This is a genomic window from Enterococcus sp. C50, from assembly GCF_040887505.1.
Taxonomy (GTDB): Bacteria; Bacillota; Bacilli; order Lactobacillales; family Enterococcaceae; genus Enterococcus_B; species Enterococcus_B thailandicus.
Genome location: NZ_JBFOFW010000014.1, coordinates 17,020 through 35,852, shown reverse-complemented (window position 1 = coordinate 35,852; position 18,833 = coordinate 17,020). Strand labels below are relative to the sequence as shown.

The 18,833-nt window shown below is 36.2% G+C and carries 16 protein-coding genes; 8 read left to right on the top strand and 8 right to left on the bottom strand.

The genetic code is table 11. The annotated features are described in order from the left end of the window. Positions 1-248: 248 nt before the first annotated feature. The 4 genes from AB3I20_RS12555 to AB3I20_RS12540 all read right to left on the bottom strand — a co-directional run bounded on the left by AB3I20_RS12555 (position 249) and on the right by AB3I20_RS12540 (position 4,488). Positions 249-1,181: an alpha/beta fold hydrolase gene (locus AB3I20_RS12555; protein WP_368027429.1), complete on the bottom strand. Its 933-nt coding sequence runs from the start codon at positions 1,179-1,181 to the stop codon at positions 249-251. 227 nt (positions 1,182-1,408) lie between these two features. Next, positions 1,409-1,765: a Spx/MgsR family RNA polymerase-binding regulatory protein gene (locus AB3I20_RS12550; RefSeq protein ID WP_067481360.1), complete on the bottom strand. Its 357-nt coding sequence runs from the start codon at positions 1,763-1,765 to the stop codon at positions 1,409-1,411. 26 nt (positions 1,766-1,791) lie between these two features. Further along, positions 1,792-2,202: a transcriptional regulator Spx gene (gene spx, locus AB3I20_RS12545; RefSeq protein WP_075492039.1), complete on the bottom strand. Its 411-nt coding sequence runs from the start codon at positions 2,200-2,202 to the stop codon at positions 1,792-1,794. Positions 2,203-2,322: 120 nt separating this feature from the next. Continuing rightward, positions 2,323-4,488, bottom strand: a complete 2,166-nt coding sequence (locus tag AB3I20_RS12540) for an ATP-dependent helicase (RefSeq protein ID WP_368027430.1) — start codon at positions 4,486-4,488, stop codon at positions 2,323-2,325. Positions 4,489-4,711: 223 nt separating this feature from the next. Here AB3I20_RS12540 and AB3I20_RS12535 point away from each other — a divergent pair, with 223 nt between their 5' ends. Continuing rightward, positions 4,712-5,395: a YoaK family protein gene (locus tag AB3I20_RS12535; RefSeq protein ID WP_071868625.1), complete on the top strand. Its 684-nt coding sequence runs from the start codon at positions 4,712-4,714 to the stop codon at positions 5,393-5,395. Positions 5,396-5,469: 74 nt separating this feature from the next. Here AB3I20_RS12535 and AB3I20_RS12530 read toward each other — a convergent pair whose 3' ends face one another. Both AB3I20_RS12530 and AB3I20_RS12525 read right to left on the bottom strand, forming a co-directional pair. After that, positions 5,470-6,192: a deoxynucleoside kinase gene (locus tag AB3I20_RS12530; RefSeq protein ID WP_067481366.1), complete on the bottom strand. Its 723-nt coding sequence runs from the start codon at positions 6,190-6,192 to the stop codon at positions 5,470-5,472. A gap of 156 nt (positions 6,193-6,348) precedes the next feature. Further along, positions 6,349-6,561 (bottom strand): hypothetical protein, encoded by a 213-nt coding sequence (locus AB3I20_RS12525; protein WP_067481368.1) that lies wholly within the window; start codon positions 6,559-6,561, stop codon positions 6,349-6,351. A gap of 465 nt (positions 6,562-7,026) precedes the next feature. Between AB3I20_RS12525 and AB3I20_RS12520 the strand changes: the two genes are divergently transcribed. Beyond that, a complete protein-coding gene (locus tag AB3I20_RS12520) occupies positions 7,027-7,755 on the top strand; it encodes a LytTR family DNA-binding domain-containing protein (RefSeq protein WP_067481371.1) in 729 nt (242 codons plus the stop codon). Between the two features lie 118 nt (positions 7,756-7,873). Then, positions 7,874-9,082 (top strand): AI-2E family transporter, encoded by a 1,209-nt coding sequence (locus AB3I20_RS12515; RefSeq protein ID WP_306297864.1) that lies wholly within the window; start codon positions 7,874-7,876, stop codon positions 9,080-9,082. Between the two features lie 55 nt (positions 9,083-9,137). On the opposite strand, the gene treC is transcribed toward AB3I20_RS12515, so the two are convergent. Continuing rightward, positions 9,138-10,769 carry an alpha,alpha-phosphotrehalase gene (gene treC, locus AB3I20_RS12510; RefSeq protein WP_067481375.1) on the bottom strand — a complete coding sequence of 544 codons (1,632 nt, stop codon included), beginning with the start codon at positions 10,767-10,769 and terminating at the stop codon, positions 9,138-9,140. Between the two features lie 250 nt (positions 10,770-11,019). Here treC and AB3I20_RS12505 point away from each other — a divergent pair, with 250 nt between their 5' ends. The 5 genes from AB3I20_RS12505 (at position 11,020) to AB3I20_RS12485 (ending at position 17,301) form a co-directional block, all read left to right on the top strand. Continuing rightward, positions 11,020-12,033, top strand: a complete 1,014-nt coding sequence (locus AB3I20_RS12505) for a ribose utilization transcriptional repressor RbsR (protein WP_285701799.1) — start codon at positions 11,020-11,022, stop codon at positions 12,031-12,033. Positions 12,034-12,141: 108 nt separating this feature from the next. Beyond that, complete coding sequence (rbsK, locus tag AB3I20_RS12500) at positions 12,142-13,053, top strand: ribokinase (RefSeq protein WP_270346805.1); 912 nt, start codon at positions 12,142-12,144, stop codon at positions 13,051-13,053. A gap of 40 nt (positions 13,054-13,093) precedes the next feature. Beyond that, positions 13,094-13,489: a D-ribose pyranase gene (rbsD, locus tag AB3I20_RS12495; RefSeq protein WP_270346804.1), complete on the top strand. Its 396-nt coding sequence runs from the start codon at positions 13,094-13,096 to the stop codon at positions 13,487-13,489. Next, complete coding sequence (locus AB3I20_RS12490) at positions 13,489-14,862, top strand: PTS transporter subunit EIIC (RefSeq protein WP_368027428.1); 1,374 nt, start codon at positions 13,489-13,491, stop codon at positions 14,860-14,862. The genes rbsD and AB3I20_RS12490 overlap by 1 nt, the downstream gene beginning before the upstream one ends. A 330-nt stretch (positions 14,863-15,192) precedes the next feature. After that, positions 15,193-17,301, top strand: a complete 2,109-nt coding sequence (locus AB3I20_RS12485; protein WP_218658073.1) for a glucosaminidase domain-containing protein — start codon at positions 15,193-15,195, stop codon at positions 17,299-17,301. Positions 17,302-17,647: 346 nt separating this feature from the next. Here AB3I20_RS12485 and AB3I20_RS12480 read toward each other — a convergent pair whose 3' ends face one another. Beyond that, positions 17,648-18,817, bottom strand: a complete 1,170-nt coding sequence (locus tag AB3I20_RS12480) for a galactokinase (RefSeq protein WP_368027427.1) — start codon at positions 18,815-18,817, stop codon at positions 17,648-17,650. Positions 18,818-18,833 lie beyond the last annotated feature (16 nt).

Sequence of the window (18,833 nt, the reverse complement as noted above, 5' to 3'; positions counted from 1 at the left end):
TGATTTCGTTTGAGAAATCTTTCAGCAACTCATTTATCATATCGCATCGTTTGTTATTTGTCAAGAACTTTTTTTGAAGTTTTTCTTGATGAAATCAAGCTTCACAAGCAGTCCTTTTTAAACGACTTAGTTATCTTATCATGTGATAATTCACATGTCAACAACTATTTTTCATGTTATTTACGAAAGTTTCATGAATGTTACTTTCGCAACAACGGGAATAAATATATCATGTAATTTTTTACCTGTCAATAAGTATCAATATATTTTTTTAACCAAAGATAAAGATCTTGATATACCACCTTTTGGTTGATTTCATTAAGCAATTCGTGGCGTGCTTCTTCATATAGCAAAAGTGTTAATCGACTAGTAGTATATTCTTTCACTACTTGGACAAAGGTTTGAACACCACGGCCATTCGCACCTACTGGATCCTTCGCTCCCGAAACAACTAACATTGGAAGATGATCTGGAATCCGTTGTACTTCATCACGGCTACAAGCTTGTCTAACTAATCGGAATAGCTCTTTATAAGAAGACGCTGTAAAAATAAATTGCGTTCTAGGGTCCAGTAAATACTTATCCACCTCTATTTCATCACGCGTAAGCCAATCTTTTGAAGTTCTTGCAGGTTCAAATTGTCGATTAAACCCGCCAAATGCTAATTGATCTAGAAATTTTGAACGATACATTGCTCCGCGAATAGTGACGATTGTCGAAGCCATTAATTCAGCAACTGTCATCTCTTTGGGATTGTGCCACCCAGTCCCCATAATAATTACACCGGAAAAATTCGTCTCAAACTGTGCCAAATAATTTCTTACCAAAAAAGAACCCATACTATGACCAAAAATAAAATGTGGGAGTGTTGGATATTGTTCACTAATTTTTTCATTTACTGTATGAATATCTGAAAGTAAGAGTTCTGAACCATTTTCATCTGCAAAATGGCCAAAATGTTCCTTTGATTGAATAGACTGGCCGTGTCCCAAGTGGTCATGCCCTACCACAATAATCCCATTTTTATTAAGATACTCAGCGAATAGATCATAACGTTCGATAAATTCAACCATCCCATGAACAATCTGTAAAGTGGCTACGGGCTGTTGCTCAGGATACCAACAGCTTACTTCCACCATAGTCTTTCCATCAGCAGATAGAAACTGTACTTGCTTTTTCATATTAAAAACGCCTCGCTTTTTTCTTTTATTCTATATAACGTTACTTAGATAGTGTTACTTACTATTTTATCTTAGCAATCATGGTTAACTAATCAACAGTTAACTATAAAGATACATTAAAGTGATTGCAAGCGTTGTTCCTTACCTCTATATAACATTCAATAATATTCAATTTTTGAAACATCAAAAAAGAGTAGACACGATTACGTCCTACTCTTCACTCAAATTTATTCATGAACAACTAACTGTTCTAATAATTGTTCATCATAGCCAATAAATAAAACATCATCAATAATAATCAGCGGACGTCTCAAGACTTCTGTGTGCTCTCTACAAAGTGAAATCAACTGAGAATTTTGTAAATTTGATAGATCCACCTGCATTTTGAGAAATGCTTCGGACCAAGTAGCAAACAATTGAGTTGCTTGGACTTCTTTAAAGCTACATAGTTCTTTGGCGTCCTGTATACTCAATGCTGTTTTTTCTAAGTCAATAAATTGATAAGCTAAACGATGATTTTCTAACCACTTTTTAGCTTTCAAACAAGTCAAGCAATCTTTTGATCCAAATACTTTTATTCTCACAGGACCTCCCTCTTTCTTTTAATTGGCTAAGAGTTCAACGTGCCATAATTTTGCAAATAAATCAGATTTCGTTCAACACAACGAATTTTTCTGGGAACAAATGAGCGAATTTCATCCTCATTAAAACCAATCAGAATTCTCTTTTCATCAATTAAGATAGGGCGACGAATCAGCGAAGGGTACTCTTTAAACAAAACAATCATTTGTTTAAGCGTTAATTCATTGAAATCCAAACACAATTTTTCATAAATTTTTGACCGAGTGGAAATAATATCCTCAACCCCGCCTTCAGTTGCTGCTAGAATTTCTTTAATCTCTTCTTCAAGTAACGGATCGACAAAAATGTTTTTTTCTTCAAACTCAAGTTGATTCGTTTGCAACCATGCTCTAGCCTTACGACAAGAAGTACAACTAGGTGAGGTATATACTTTTATCATTTTCTCACTCCTCTTTAATTATAATCCCATTTTAACTGAATTATTTCAAAAAGACCAATCATTCGCTAAGTAAACTAAAAAAATTGTGCCACAATTATCAATTGCGGCACAATTTTTTAGTTATTTCCTGAGTTGAATACCAGACTCTTTAATAAAACGAGATGGCTTTAATTGCCGAGTTCCTTTCATTTGCGGTACACACAAATACAGGCGATTTCGAGCTCTGGTCATCGCCACATAAAATAAGCGGCGTTCTTCTTCAATCGTTGTCACAGGTTCTATCTTGATTTGTTCCGACGACACGGCTCCTTTTTCTGCAGCGCCGTTATGTGGCAACGCGCCTTCGTTACAGCTAATCAAGAAAACATTTCTGTAACTCAATCCTTTACTTTTATGAATACTTTGAATACATAACGCATCTAGCTTTCCTTGTCGATAGGCAATTAATCGTGTTTTCAGTTGCTTTGCTTGCGATTGAATTGATTTTTCTAACTCTATCAATTGCAACAATGTCGGTTGTTTTTTGATTTCTTCTATTAACCAATCGCGCTCACTTTGTTCGAGCTCCTTTTTTGCTCGCGGAAGATTCATGAATAGTTGCCAAAACTGGTACATGTTTTTTCTTGGTTGCTGCGTAAACCCTTGTAATTCTTTTACTAATTGCTCAACTTCTTTTTGCCGTGATTTTAATGAGGGTTTCATCTGAACAATGTACGCAGTTAGATCGGTATCTGACTGTTTTTGAGAGAAGAAACGATCACATTCCGACTTTTTCAAATAACAATTAATCATGATTTGTCTCAAAATTTGTTGGTAACTTTGCTCTTTTTTCTGACTAGTTGTTGCTCTGTGCCAGTCAAGAAATCTTCTATATAATTGTTGAAAGTTTCGTACACCAAAAATCCCTTCATATGGTGCATCTGCTTCAAGGACAAACGGAATGTCCGTTTGCAAAAGATTCTGTACCAATCTTTGTGTTTGCGAAAGTGAACGGTACAAAATAATAGATTCTTTGTATTTACCTTTCTGTTTGATAAATGTTTGAACCTGGCGAATCACCCACTGGCTTTCTGCTTGAAGATCCTTAAAAGAAATTGCCTCCATAACACCTGCTTCTTTTTGTGCAGGAATCATAGCTTTGGGAATACGATCCCCCTTATTGTAGCTAATCAATCGGTTTGCGCCTTGAACAATTGCGGCACGAGAACGGTAATTCGTTAGTAAGAAGAGTGTTTCAGTCGGATATTCTTGTTCAAATTCTTTGATGTAGGCTGGCTCTGATCCACGAAAACCATAAATACTTTGATCGTCATCTCCGACTACGACTAGCTTGATGTTTGTTCCTTTAGTAATCAATTTTACGACCGCCCATTGCAGAGGATTCGTATCTTGAAACTCATCAATAAATAAAAAATCATATTTCTTGCCAACAAACTGTCGAACATTTTCGTCAAGTAAAGCTTCTTTTAGATTTTGCAAAATATCATTAAAATCAGCCAGATGTTGCTGCTGTTTTAACTCCTTTAGCTCCGTCATCAACAGACCGATGCGTTCAGAAAGTGGTTGATTTGCATTTTTTTCTATTCCATCAAACTTTTCTTTCACCAAATGGATAATTTCTTCTTGCGATAGATTCATGTTTTGCCAATAATCTAAACGCGCTGGCAAATTTTTCTCACCATACTGATCAAAAGAATAAAGATTATATTTACGAATCAATTGCTGTAAAATCGCTCCAATTTTTTGACCAGAATCTTTTGAAAAGTCTCCATGAATACCTTGCATTGCAATGTCTGGGAATTCCTTACAAATTTCATTATAAAGACGAAAGAAAATACTATGGAATGTTCCGATATGTACCGCTGTTTTATGTTGGCTAAAATTATCCACTCTTTTTTTCAATTCATTCGCTGCGTTCCGCGTAAACGTAATCATCAAAATTCGCTGCTCGGCAACTTGTTTTTGTGTCATTAAGTAGACGGCTTTTGCACAAATCGTTTGCGTCTTACCGCTACCAGCGCCAGCAATAATACGAAGATTTTTTTCCATGTCATACGTAATTGCAGCTTTTTGTTCTTGGTTAAACTGATTATAAGAGCGTTTTTCCATCATTTTAAAAAACGAATCATCCACTCTTTCAGCTGGCTGATCTTCTTCAATTAATCCTGGTGCTTCCCCATAAGCAGCCTCATAACTAGCAATTATCTCTTCTTGTAATCGAAAGATTTGTTGAAGTTTGTGATATCTGCTCTTCCAAGACTTCAGCTCATTTTTTAACCGCAACATTTCCTTTTCATTTAGCTGAGTAATCAGTGCCACCAACTTTCTTTTTCAAAATTTTCTTATTTATCGTGTCATTCTTGTTTTCTTTATACTACCAGACCTTTATTGAAAATGAAATGCCGTTATCCAATCACTTTGTTTCAGAAAATTTATCATGTTTTTCGGAAAATTATGCTAAAATAGAGGAAACTACATCAGTAAAATAATAATTGAAGGTGGAAAAATCATGCGTACTTCGTTTCACGAGGATCGTACTATCGGACTGTTACTAACATTTATCGGCGGTGCAATGGATAGTTATACTTACATTCATTACGATGTCTTTGCTTCTGCACAAACTGGTAATATTATTCTGGCAATTATTCAAGCCTTTGATGGCGAATGGATTAGCTTTGGAAAAAAAGTGCTATCAACTCTTTTCTTTTTTCTTGGTATTTTATTGACCAAGTTTTTGATTGATTATTTTCGAAAGCGGGAAAAACATTTTTGGCGATTATTTGTTCTTTACTACGAAGCCCTGATTTTTTTCCTCGTTAGCTTAAGAATAATCAACATTCATCCCTCACTTGTAACAGTTTTGATTGCTTTTACAGCTGCAATCCAATGGGTGTCATTCGATAAAATCAATGGACGTGCCTATACAAATCTTTTTACAACCGGAAATTTGAAAGGTGTGGCAACCAATCTTTATGATTTTTTGATTTCAAAAGAAAAATCTGATTTTGATCAATTTTTTCACTTCCTCACAGTTGTACTAGCATTCATTTTAGGCGCTATCGTTTCTGTTTTTTGTTATCATTTATTTGGTGCTCAAGCTATTTTATTAGTGTCGTTTCTATTTTTGGCAATGGCACTCAGCCAAACATTCCAGCTTTGGCGCTTTTTCAGAACCAATAAATATCCACTTTGATCAATTGGAATACAATAATTAATTCAAAAGGACGCAACAAAGAAAAAACATCTTTGTCGCGTCCTTTTTCTTATTTATTTTTTGTAAGAAAAAATTCCCTTTGCTTCTGGAACTGTGGTTGTATACCGAATTTTTTCTTTCATTGCTGTCTCGCTCATCTCTTTAGCTTGTGCTTTAATTGTTTGAACGATTTGTTCGCCACATTCTGGTTCTGCCACAAAATCATAACGATCTCCGTCAATCACAAGCTTTGGACAGACATCAAACGCATCAAACCATTCCTCATAACGGCGATTTAATTCTTGATAATAAGAAAACAACTCAGGATTTTGTTCGATTTGTTCATATTCTCGTCCGCGCTTTTTGATACGCTCAAGCATTGTTTCAAAAGAAACTCGAATATAAACTAATAAATCAGGCTTCTTCTGCGGCGCGATGTCTTCTAGTTCATTTAACATCGTTTCAAGTAATCCTTGATATTGCTCGACTTCTACCTGTGACACTCGGCCCAAATCTGCGTTTAAATGAAACAGTAAACTGTCTTCGTAAATAGATCGATCTAACACGTTATCATCATGACAAAATGCATCTTTAATTGCTAAAAAACGTTTATTTAAAAAGAAAATTTGTAATAAAAAAGTGTACTTTTCTGGGTTTGAGTAGAACAAAGGCAAGACTTCGTTGTCCTCAACATTTTCATAAAATGGCTTAGTGTCTAAGTTTTGCGCTAACATTTCTGTTAATGTACTTTTCCCAGCTCCGATAGTTCCCGCAACAATAATCACAATTATCGGCATCCTTCCTTTTATAAATTCTGCTTCTCATTTTACCACAAAAAAAGACTGAACTTTTCAATAGTTAATAACAATTTTTCTGCTATTTTTTGAAAGGTTAGTCTTTTTAATTATTAATTACAAAATTGAACTATTGGAAAACAACTAGTTCCTGTTTACTTAGTTATTTTCGATTAAAGCGTTCGATTTGCGAACAATCAGTTGCCATTGTAGATTATCGGCTGTTTCTGTTTCATCTGTTGCACATTTCGTTACGCGAATCATTACACTATTTTCATATATTTTTTCGATTTTCCCTTTGACTGGTGATTCAAACAAATCCGAATGAAATTCATAAGTTTCGCCTACTTCAAATAATTGTTCATTTTCCATAAGAATACCTCCATCACCTTTTATCAGGTTAGTACTTTTTTAACATAGAAATAAAAAATTAGTACACACACTCAAAAAAAGCATTTCTCGCATCAAAACTGTGAACTTTTTTCACAAATTTCACAAGATCTAGTAATTATACATAACAGTTAAATGAAATCGGACAGTTATGAGCTGAAACATACATTTTTTGAGTGAACCGTTTTTGTTCACTTTTTTTTATTACACTTTTAACTAAGAGTTTTCAGCTATTTTTGGTACACCGTGGGGAAAAAGAATCTCTGACTAAGCAATAATCCTTAAAATTTAGATGATGGTTTCTCACGATAAACATTAGACTTCAGCTACAATCTAACGTTCAGGTCTCTAACTAACCGAACTGGAATGAACATAACAAAAATAGCGTTCATTTACTGAAACATTGTTTGATACCTAGCAATTTATTTTAAGTGAAGGAGTATTGATATGATTCCGATTTATATTTGCGAAAAAGACCCACGGCAATTAGAAATTATCACAACTGTCATAAAAAATCAGATCACTCTTGAAGACCTCAACAGTCAAGTTGCTGTTTCTTCAACTGATCCAAATGAACTTCTTGAAATTGCCCGTCGTCGAACTGCTGATTTCGGTATTTATTTTTTGGATACGGAAATCCAAAGCCATGAATTAACCGGCATTACGCTTGGAAAAGAAATTCGTCAAATGGATCCATTAGGCAAGATTATTTATGTGACGGCTAACTCTGACTTTTCTTTAGAAATTCTAAAAAATCGAATTGAACCAACCGATTATATTTTGAAAGAAGATGTCTTTGAGTTAAAAGACCGTTTAGAACACATCTTAAGTAAAATCGTTCTTAACTTTCATAATTCTCAACCTCAAAAGGACATCTTTAAGCTAGAATTCAACGGAGAAATCAAATTTCTCCCACTAGACGAGATTCAATATTTTTCCACATCAGCAGTTACACCACATAAACTTGAAGTACACATGACTCATGCTCATCTTCAGTTCTACGATAAAATCAAAGATATTGAGAAAAAAAATAATTACTTTATTCGTTGCCACAAGTCATACGTTATTAACAAACTAAATATTCGAACTATTGATAAGAAAAAAAGAGAAGTCACTTTAGCAAACGGTGAAACAGTCCCCATCTCGATTCGCGGCTTAAAAAAAATTATTTCATAACAAGCTTACTCCTCAACTCGTTAGCATTTTACTAATCGATTGAGGATTTTTTTTTAATATCAGATTTCTTCCATATTTAGTTTGTTTCATTTTCTTTTTCGGTTAACTTCTGACTATAATAAAAACAAAAGAAAGAAAAGGAGGAAAAAAATTGAACAAAAAATCGAACGCTCGACTGATTCAATTTTTAGGGGGAAAAACTTCGTATTACGTACTGGGCTTGTTAGTAATGCTTGCCTTAGTCATTTATGTGTTTTGGCAAGTTGCCTTTATCTTTAAACCTTTAGGAGTTATTTTTGCAGCATCATTACCACCTGTACTATTTGCACTTATTTTGTATTATTTACTGGATCCAATTATTCGGCGTTTAAGTAAATGGATGTCACGTAATATTGCTGTTATTTTGGTGTATGTCTTGATTTTTGCCGTGATTGGTTTAGGAAGTGTCTGGTTTGCACCCTTTCTACAACAGCAAGCAACCGAGTTATTTGACAGCTTACCAAACTTATTTAATGATTTTCAAGAAGGTGTCAGAAATATTTTAGAACACACACCTTTTGCTAATAAATTCAATGAATTCTTCTCTTCAATTGATAATTTTACAGACCAAGCAACATCTTTCATTGGTAATTACTGGGAAAGTGGAGCGCAAAGTATCAGTAATCTGTTCTCTGCCGTAACAACTACTTTTATTACTCTGTTTACTGGTCCTATCGTTGCATTTTTCTTGCTTCAAAATCCACATGGTTTCTACCAATCAGTATTAAAAATCGTTCCACCGGCATTTCGCAAGGATTTCCAAGAATTGACTAAAATCGCTAACCAACAATTAGGTGCATTTTTGAAAGGACAAATTATTTCTTCGTTTATTTTAGGAGCTATTTACTGGGTCACATTTTTACTCATTGGAATTGATTTTGCTAGCATCCTAGCTATTGCTGCTGGTGTGTTATGTATCATTCCTTATATTGGACCATTCATTGCCTTCTTTCCTGGACTTTTTATCGCCTTCCAAGATTCAACTTTTATGGTCGTAAAATTTGTCCTTGTTTGGTTCATAGTCCAGTTGCTTCATGGTGACCTAGTCATTCCGCGTGTGATTGGGAACCGACTACAAGTTCATCCTATAACGATTTTGATTGTGCTGCTCGTTATGGGTGACTTACTTGGAATAATGGGTGTGATCTTTGGTATCCCAATCTATACTTTACTAAAATTACTGGTTGTCTTTGCTTTTAAAAAATTCAAGCAACGTTACAATAAGTATTACGGTGATAAAGGTGAATACGAAGAAGCTGATTTTTCAGAAGATGATTATTTTGATTGATATTTATTTGATAAAAAAATTCCTACTCAATGAACAATTGAGTAGGAATTCTTTTTTATTTCACAAGTAATGCAATCGCTTGATACGGTTTAAGCGTTAATTCTTTGCTTACGACTGTATCAGAATAGTTATCAATCAGTCTTTCGCCTTCAACAAATTCTTCTGGAAGATCAACTGTGGTTGTTTCTTCATAAAAGTTTGTTAGAACAAGTAATTTTTGTCCCTCATAAGATCGTAAGAAGGCATAAACTTGTGGATGTTCTGGTGCGTAGGCTTGATAATCTCCTTCAGAAATTACTTGGTGTGTTTTGCGTAGCTGAATCAAGTGTTGATAATAGGCAAAAATTGATTGGTCTTTCTCATTTTTTGCTGCCTCAACATTGATCTCAGGATAACTGGCTCCCACCTTCAGCCATGGTGTTCCTGTAGTGAAACCTGCATGTTCTTCATCGGTCCACTGCATCGGTGTTCGTGAATTATCACGAGATTTAGCTTGGATTCTACGAAAGGCTTCCTGAGCTGACAAGCCTTTTTCCACTAACATTTGATAAGCATTTTTACTTTCAATATCAACATAATCAGCCATAGACGTAAACGCCGGATCAATCATTCCGATTTCTTCCCCCATATAAATATAAGGTGTTCCACGATTAAGATGAATCAATGTCGCTAACATCTCTGCTCCTTGTTTTCGGTAACGGTCTACTGACACAAAACGATTCAAAGCTCGTGGTTGATCGTGGTTATTTAAAAACCAAGCATTCCAACCATTTCCTTTACTCATCTCTTCTCCCCACGTATGGAACAAACGTTTTAATTCTTCAAAATCAAAAGCCGGAGTTGTCCACTTATCTCCATTTTCATAATCCACTTTTAAATGATGGAAATTAAAAGTCATTGTTAGCTCATGTCGACTTGGTTCAGTGTATAAGATACAATTTTCAACAGTAGTCGCACTCATCTCACCAACTGTGATAATCTCTGGATCTCGTCCAAAAGTTTCTTGATTCAACCATTTTAAGTAATCATGAGTGACTGGTTTGTCAGTATATTCAGGTTTTCCATCATTCACTGGATTGTCTTTCAGAACTTCATCCTTTCCAATCACATTGATGACATCAAAACGAAATCCTTTCACACCTTTTTCCATCCAGAAACGCACAACTTTAAACAGCTCTTCGCGAACTGCTGGATTACGCCAATTCAAATCCGCTTGCGTAGTATCGTATAGATGTAAATAATATTTTCCTGTTTCTCCAAATGGTGCCCATGCATTCCCACCAAATTTTGAAACCCAGTCAGTTGGTTCATCACGGATATAAAAGAAATCTTGATAATATTTATCTCCCGCTAGTGCTTTTTGAAACCATTCATGTTCAATCGATACATGATTCAAAACCATATCAAGCATAAACTCAATCTGATAATCTTTTCCTTCTTTGATTAACGCTTCAAATTCTTCCATCGTCCCAAACAATGGATCAATAGCTAAATAATCTGAAATATCATAGCCATTATCTTTTTGTGGACTAGGATAAACTGGATTTAACCAAACCATATCTATACCCAGCTCACGTAAATAAGGTAATTTCTCTCGAATACCATTCAAGTCGCCAATTCCATCATGATCCGTATCATTAAATGATTTTGGATAAATTTGATAAATGACTTTTTCTTTAAATGACATATACTCTCCTCCATTAAATTATTCGTCTCCAAACTTATATATACAAGTTGCTCAAAATTATTATAGCTGAAAAGGAAGCGTTTGTAAAACTTACTTGACTATTTTCGACTAACTGCCTGCCTCATCCTACTTCAAAAAATTTTTCTTTTTTAAAATCAATCTGAATCTACTTTTATCGAATGATTTCGTTTACTTCTTTAACATTTCATGGGAAAATAGCCACAAGATTTAGATAGGAGTATGGAAAGTCATGGTGAAAAAAAAAGTAACAATTAAAGATGTTGCACATCATTCCGGTGTCTCGATTGCCACTGTTTCGCAAATTTTAAATGGCAACGAAGATAAATTTAGTTCAAAGACGGTCGAAAAAGTCCTAACTGCCAAAAATGAACTTGGTTACCAAGCCGATTATTTTGCGCGTCAAATGATTACGAAAGAAACAAAAACAATTGGTGTACTTGTTCCTGATATTACGAATCCTTTTTTCAATCTACTCATGCGAGGGATCGAAGAAATTTTATATCAACAACATTTCGTTACCATTCTTTGTAATGCCGACTCCAATCAACAAAAAGAAGTCCAGTATCTTTCAGAACTAACACGCCGTGGTGTAGATGGATTTATCATCGCTTCTTCTGCAATCTCGACTCAGGCAATCAAGGAAGATTTGCAACAACAAGGGCGTCCATTTATTGTCTTGGATCAAAAGAAAGCAGAAGATTTTAGTGACTCAGTGCGCACAGATGATTTTCGTGGAGGCTACTTAGCTGGTACACACTTGTTCTCTTTAAGACATCAACAAGTTGCCCTCGTTTATCCAGAGAATCCACCAGCAAATGTTCAAGAAAGAATCGAAGGGTTTAAATCAGCAGCAGATGCTTATCAAATTGACTACAATCAACTGCTTCTCATCCCGACAGCTTTTTCCAAACAAGGCGGTTACCAAATAACTAACCAAATCGTTGCTTCTGAAGCAACCGCCATTTTTGCTTTAAATGACGAATTAGCATTTGGCTTGTATCGCGGGCTAGAAGAATTAGGAAAAAAAATACCCGATGATTATAGTATTATTGGTTATGATAATGTAGATATGTCCGAGTATGTAAAACCAAAACTTACGACAATTGCTCAACCAATCTTCGAGTTAGGACAAGAAGCAGCGAAACTTTTATTAGAACGTATTCAGCATCCCGAAAAAAATCAAGAAGAGAAACTACTGCCAGTCCATTTAGAAAAAAGATTTTCAACAGCACCCTTGAAATAGCTTTCAAGGTGTGCTATATTTTAGCCAAGTTATTAAAACGTTTTAATAAAACGTTTTAATTTATTTTCTTGCAAGGAAAAATCTCATTGACTTTTTGGAGGTTCAAAAATGAACGCGGTTACAGTTATTGGCAGTATCAATATGGATACGACTTTACGTTTAACAAAAATGCCTAAACCAGGCGAAACACTACACACAAGTGACATCTTCCATTCAGGCGGAGGAAAAGGTGCAAATCAAGCTGTTGCAGCAAAACGTTCTGGTGCAAACACAGCTTTTATCGGTGCAGTTGGCGATGATAATGAAGGGGCTACTCTACTTGATTTATTGGCAAAGGAACAAATCGACATCTCTGGCATTTCTACAATTGCTGACACTGCAACTGGTCAAGCAATGATTATGGTTGACGATGCTGGCGAAAATAGTATTTTGATCCATGCTGGTGCAAATAATGCTTTTCATGAAGCAGAAGTTCAACAACAAAAAGCGCTGATTGAAAACAGTGATTTCCTAATTGCACAGTTTGAAAGTAGTTTAGATGCAACCTTGGCTGCTTTTACCCTTGCCAAAAAAGCTGGGAAGAAAACGATTTTGAATCCTGCACCAGCTCTTAAAACAATCCCAACAGAACTACTTGCACAAACAGATGTCATTATTCCAAATGAAACTGAAACAGAAATTATTACTGGAATTGAAGTAACAGATGAAGCAAGTTTATTCCAAGCTGCTACTGCTCTTCACCAACTTGGAATTGAAACAGTGATTATTACTTTAGGAAGCAAAGGTGCCTTCTATCACACTGCAACTCAACATGGTATTGTCCCTGCTTTTAAAGTAAAAGCAGTTGATACTACCGCTGCCGGAGATACATTCATTGGTGCCTTAAGTAGCCAATTGAATCCAGATTTTAGTAACTTACCAGAGGCAATTCGTTACGGCAATCTTGCTTCTTCTGTCGCTGTTCAAAGTTATGGTGCACAACCATCAATCCCACATCGTACAGACTTAACATTTGAATAACATGACCACATACATTTAATAAAAAAGGATGGATCTTGATATGAAAAAAAGTAAAGTTATCAATTCAGATATTTCTAGAGTTATTTCACAAATGGGACACTTTGACAAACTAAGTATTGGTGATGCTGGCATGCCCGTACCTTTTGGAACTGAAAAAATTGATCTTGCTGTCACGAATGGTGTACCTAATTTTATGACTGTTTTAGAAAATGTCTTAGAAGAACTAGAAGTCCAATCAATTGAACTGGCAGAAGAAATAAAGACAATGAATCCTGATTTACTAGAGCAAATCAAACAATTGATGCCTGAAACGCCTATCACTTTTATTCCTCATGAGGAAATGAAACAAGACTTAACGAATTGCCATGCGTTTATCCGCACAGGTGAAATGACGCCTTATGCAAATATTATTTTGGTGAGTGGAGTGGTTTTCTAATGGAAAAAATCATTCAACCAGAACAACTTTTATTGTCGGAACAAGTTCAGCTTTTGCTTACTCAATTAGGTGGAAAAAATAATATTGAATCGATTACCCCTTGTGCAACCCGATTGCGTATCCAGTTAAAGAAACAACCTGCGACTGAGTCAAATGAAATCATCCAACAAATTCCTGATGTAAAATATTTCATTCTTTTAGATAAATACGCAGAAGTCATCATGGAACAAGGATTAAGTGAAACGTATAAAGCCTTGAGCCAACAGTTGGATCAATCGGCAACCAAAGAAAAGTTGAACCCCATCGAAAAATTATTTGGCTTGATTTCTGAAATATTTACACCAATCATCCCACTTTTTGCTGGTTCAGGAATTTTAAAAGGATTAGTTGTATTAGCAACAACACTTGGTTGGTTAAGTGAGACCAGCGGGACTTACCATATCTTAGCCGCTGCTTCCAATGCTGTCTTTTATTTCTTACCTATTTTTCTAGCATTTTCTGCAGCCAAAACATTTAAAGTCAACGGCTATATTGCAGGTGTCATTGCAGCTGCTTTGATTGAGCCAAATTTGACTGGTCTTTTGACAAGTGGAGGGAAAGTTTCAACTGATTTTCTAGGTATTCCCGTGGTACTAATGCAATATACATCTACAGTGATGCCAGCTATTTTAGGGATTTTCTTTTACTCTTTTGTAGAAAAATTTCTAAAAAAATATATTCGTGAAAGTATGCAATTAGTTTTTGTTCCCTTGCTTTCTTTAGTGATTACAGTCCCATTAACCTTAATGGTATTTGGCCCCGCAGGTGTGTACTTGGGTGAAGGATTAGCTGCTGTCATTACTTGGATGATGGACATTAACGGACCAATTAGTGGCGCAATTATTGCCGGTGGCTGGAATATCTTGGTGATTTTCGGTATTCAGTGGGCTGTCAACCCAGTCATGATTAGCAACATTTCAAGTTTTGGCTTTGACCGCATCGTTCCATTAACTGGAGCAGCAAATTTTGGAATGGCTGGAGCAGCTTTAGGTGTGTTTCAAAAAAGTAAACAGTCAAGAACACGCTCGATTTCTGGCTCAGCTTTTGCTTCTATTTTATTAGCCGGAGTCACTGAACCAACTGTTTACGGCATTGCAATTCCTTTGAAAAAACCTTTTGTAGCTGCTTGTATCGGTGCTGCAGCTGGTGGCGCAGTCATGGGCTTTGCGAAAGTAAAAGCAATCGCTTTTGTCTTTGGTAGCTTGACCACTCTTCCTGCATTTATTTCAAGTACATTTTGGTGGTACGTCATCGGACTTGCTGTCAGCTTAGTAGTTGCAATGATTACTACCTTAGTTAGCGGGTTTGATGAAACTTTAATGCCCCAAGAATAATCTTTCCTCCAAACAATGAGTTTTCTCACTGTTTGGAGTTTTTTTTATTTTTTACGTCCCTTTATTTAACTAATTTTTTGTCGAACTGCTCATCTTCTGGTACAATTGGATAGAGTATGCGTATCTTATTTTGAACCACACTCTTTCCCCAACAAAGTAAGAACGATACCCAAAAATTTAAGCCAGACAACTTTTACTCGTAACTATGCCAGCTACTCTGTCAGAAAAGTAGGTTCTTTCATTAAAAAATGGCGAACCGCTTTACCAGTTAAAGAGTATTTTATGAACTACTTGGATATGAGCAAAAAAAATGAAAAGGACTAGATGACTATGAAGAATAATAAGGCGATTCGCCTGTTAGCGGCTACGTGGCTCATTGCTCCGACTATCTTATCTACTCAGTCCGTTTTTGCAACAGAAGAACCACAAGTTGCAACGGCCGAAAGTTCAGTCGTAGCCTCGGAACAACCCGAGACCAGCACGTCAGACACGACAACTTCTACTGACTCTTCCTCTCAACCAGAGAGCGAAACACCAGCAGAAGCTACTTACACAGCAACAATTAATCCAGCATTGATTGGCAAGATTACTATTACAACAATGGATGGTCAGCCTTTAACTATCAATGGTGGTGTCTTAACTGGGTTAACAGAAGGAACACAATTGAACTACACGATTACACCAGATGCTGGCGAACAAGTTGCATCTGTTCAAATTGATGGTGTTCAAACCGTTGATTACACAAATCAAACATTTGTTGTTGGCGCAGCCAACTTAGTAATCAATGCAACCTTTGAAGCCCTTCCTGATTCTTCAACAGAAGAATCAACAGAACCTTCGACTGCTCCAAGTGAAGGTACAGACAATACTTCAGATAGCACTACTGAAAATACCTCGGACAGCTCAACAGCTCCGACAGAAGACAGTACAACTCCTGATTCAAGCACTACAGAAAGCAGTAGTACAACAGACTCTTCTGATAAAGGTAATACATCAAATTCAAGCACTAATAAACCATCGAAGCCTGCTGGATCAACGAATAATTCACAAAAAGGTTCATCTAAACCAAGCACTGGGAATCATTCTTCAACAAACAATCAGCGACCTTCAACAAATGTAACACAACCAAAGACAGAAAGTCCTTCTGCTTCGACTTCTGACTTTGTCACAAAAACACCAACAGATGCCGTTTTACCAGAGAATACGACAAGCGTTCAGCAGGCCATCGTCAAAGAAGCATACAAATATCTTGGAAGTCCTTATGTTTGGGGAGCAAAAGGCGCTTCAACTTTTGATTGTTCTGGGCTAGCTTATTACGTGTATATGCAAGCTACTGGTCATTATATTGGTGGCTGGACAGGTGAACAACAATACGCTGGTACTCAAATTCCAGTTAGCCAAGCACAACCTGGTGACTTGTTATTCTGGGGACCATCTTCTGGTGTGACACATCACGTAGCAATCTACATTGGTAATGGACAATACATTCACGCCCCTCAACCAGGCGATCATGTTCGTATTACTTCCATTGCTGATTACACACCTGACTTTGCCGTCCGGGTGAACTTAGCTGGTTTGCCAGTAGCATCTGGATCATTAGCTAATTCTATTGGTTCCTCTGCTTTAGATAATCTAGGTGATTTTTCATTTTCTAAAAATCAATCAACTGATGATTTCTTAAAGGAAATTGCTGATTTTGCTCAAGAGATTGGACAAAAAGAAGGCATCTACGCTTCAGTAATGATGGCACAGGCTATTCTAGAAAGTGGTTCAGGAAATAGCTTATTGTCTAGCGAACCAAATTATAATCTTTTTGGAATCAAAGGCGATTTTGAAGGTTCAAGTGTTTCCTTTAACACACTTGAGCAAGACGAAGCTGGGCAGAGCTACCAAATCAAAGCGCAGTTCCGTAAATATCCTTCTTACAAAGAAAGCTTGGAAGACTATGCTGATTTAATCAAAAATGGTTTATCTGGAAATAAAGATTTCTATAAGCCAATTTGGAAATCTGAAGCTAAATCTTACGAAGATGCGACGAAATATCTTGAAGGTCGCTACGCAACAGATAAACAGTATTCGAAAAAATTAAATGCGATCATCAAAGCGTATGATTTAACAAAATATGATGAAGCCAAAGAAGAACCAATTAAGACACAAACAAAATCAACAGAACAACTTCTAACGGTTCCAACTGTTTGGAAAAAGAATCATTTAACGTTTAGTGATGTGCTAGATTTACCTATCATTAAATCGAACATCAATTCACCCGCTTTCCTTTCTGGGTTGAAAGTCGCAAATGTTTGGGAGTTATGGTATCACTTCACTGTGAACCAGATTCCAGAAACACAAACGTTAACAGTTAAATCAAATGAATTACCAATGGTTAGTTTTTTAAGTTTAAACAAATCCTTTTGGTTAGACTTTCCACTTTTTAAATAAAGTAAAAGTGAGGTTGTAAAAGAAGTACCCAGCTCTAATAAATAAAAACAAATTACCAGAAATTGTTCTTCAAATTTTTGAGTAATTTGGGCTTATTTTGAAGGAGTTGCTTTGGGAACACCGAGGGTAAGGTTGTGGCTCAAAGCGTCTAGCTCCGACAAGATAGCGAGCAAGCACTCAAAATAGATTTCCATATTTTGAAGTGGTTGCAAACTATCTTGAGGAGTTGCTTTGGGAACACCGAGAATAAGGTTGTGGCTTTAAACGTTAAGCTTCAAACAATTCGGAAAGAGGGGCTGTGACAATACGCTTGTCACAGCCCCTCCCTTTTTATATTTTCTTTCGCTTATTTGATCTTCTGTGCGCCATCCCCAATATGAGCAACATAGAAATCAGGTGCATAACCAATTTTTTCTAGATAAGTTTCTTTGACTTTTTCTTCAAATACAAGGATAGCTTCTTCTTTTACTAATGCAATCGCGCATCCGCCAAAACCTGCTCCCGTCATTCTAGCACCCAATACACCCGTTTGCGCTTGAGCTGCTTGAACTAAAGTATCCAACTCGATGCCAGTTACTTCATAGTCATGTTGCAATGATTCATGCGAGGCATTCAACAGTTGCCCAAATAAAACTAAATCACCCGCTACTAAAGCATCTTTTGCTTTCAATGTCCGTTGATTTTCTGTCACTGCGTGTTTGGCACGCTTTGTTAAAATAGCATCCCCAATCGCTTCACTGTAGCTTCGGAATGTTTCTTCATCTAATTCCCCTAATGATTGGATATCGACAACTGTTTGTAGGCGTTTCAATGCCTCTTCACACTCACCACGGCGCTCATTATATTTCGAGTCTGCTAGTTCGCGACGTTTGTTCGTATTCATGATTACAATTGCGTAGTCTCCTAATTCGGTCGGCACCATTTCATAGACTAAGGTATTCGTATCTAATAAAATAGCCTGTTCTTTTTGACCAAAACCAATTGCAAATTGATCCATAATTCCTGAATTGACTCCAATAAATTCATTTTCAACTTTTTGACCGATTTTAACCAATTCTAAACGACTAATTGGTAAATCATACAAATCCTCTAACATTACTCCTACTAGCAGTTCCAATGAAGCGCTACTTGATAAACCAGCACCATTGGGAATCGTTCCTTCAATCACAAGTTCAAAACCATGAGTAATCGGATAGCCTGCTTCTTGGACTTTTAGAATAAATCCTTTGACATAGTTTGCCCAGTTATCCTCTTTTGTATAATTTAAGTTATCCAAAGAAAAAGTAATCAAACCAACTTCTTCAAAGTTTAGCGAGTAAACTTTCACTTGATTGTCTTCTCTTGGCGCTGCTACACCATAAGTTCCATACGTAATTGATGCTGGAAACACATGTCCCCCATTGTAATCCGTATGTTCTCCAATCAAATTGATTCGACCTGGAGCAAAAAATGCACTGGTTGCTTTTTCCCCAAATAATTTATGAAATGCTGCTGTTACTTCAGCTATTTTTTCCATCTGATATCCCTCATTC

Bases quoted from the DNA above. Each gene is read 5' to 3' on its own strand.
- AB3I20_RS12555 (WP_368027429.1), bottom strand. From the start codon at position 1,181: ATGAAAAAGCAAGTACAGTTTCTATCTGCTGATGGAAAGACTATGGTG.
- spx (WP_075492039.1), bottom strand. From the start codon at position 2,202: ATGATAAAAGTATATACCTCACCTAGTTGTACTTCTTGTCGTAAGGCT.
- AB3I20_RS12540 (WP_368027430.1), bottom strand. From the start codon at position 4,488: ATGTTGCGGTTAAAAAATGAGCTGAAGTCTTGGAAGAGCAGATATCAC.
- AB3I20_RS12535 (WP_071868625.1), top strand. From the start codon at position 4,712: ATGCGTACTTCGTTTCACGAGGATCGTACTATCGGACTGTTACTAACA.
- AB3I20_RS12530 (WP_067481366.1), bottom strand. From the start codon at position 6,192: ATGCCGATAATTGTGATTATTGTTGCGGGAACTATCGGAGCTGGGAAA.
- AB3I20_RS12525 (WP_067481368.1), bottom strand. From the start codon at position 6,561: ATGGAAAATGAACAATTATTTGAAGTAGGCGAAACTTATGAATTTCAT.
- AB3I20_RS12520 (WP_067481371.1), top strand. From the start codon at position 7,027: ATGATTCCGATTTATATTTGCGAAAAAGACCCACGGCAATTAGAAATT.
- treC (WP_067481375.1), bottom strand. From the start codon at position 10,769: ATGTCATTTAAAGAAAAAGTCATTTATCAAATTTATCCAAAATCATTT.
- AB3I20_RS12505 (WP_285701799.1), top strand. From the start codon at position 11,020: ATGGTGAAAAAAAAAGTAACAATTAAAGATGTTGCACATCATTCCGGT.
- rbsK (WP_270346805.1), top strand. From the start codon at position 12,142: ATGAACGCGGTTACAGTTATTGGCAGTATCAATATGGATACGACTTTA.
- rbsD (WP_270346804.1), top strand. From the start codon at position 13,094: ATGAAAAAAAGTAAAGTTATCAATTCAGATATTTCTAGAGTTATTTCA.
- AB3I20_RS12490 (WP_368027428.1), top strand. From the start codon at position 13,489: ATGGAAAAAATCATTCAACCAGAACAACTTTTATTGTCGGAACAAGTT.
- AB3I20_RS12485 (WP_218658073.1), top strand. From the start codon at position 15,193: ATGAAGAATAATAAGGCGATTCGCCTGTTAGCGGCTACGTGGCTCATT.
- AB3I20_RS12480 (WP_368027427.1), bottom strand. From the start codon at position 18,817: ATGGAAAAAATAGCTGAAGTAACAGCAGCATTTCATAAATTATTTGGG.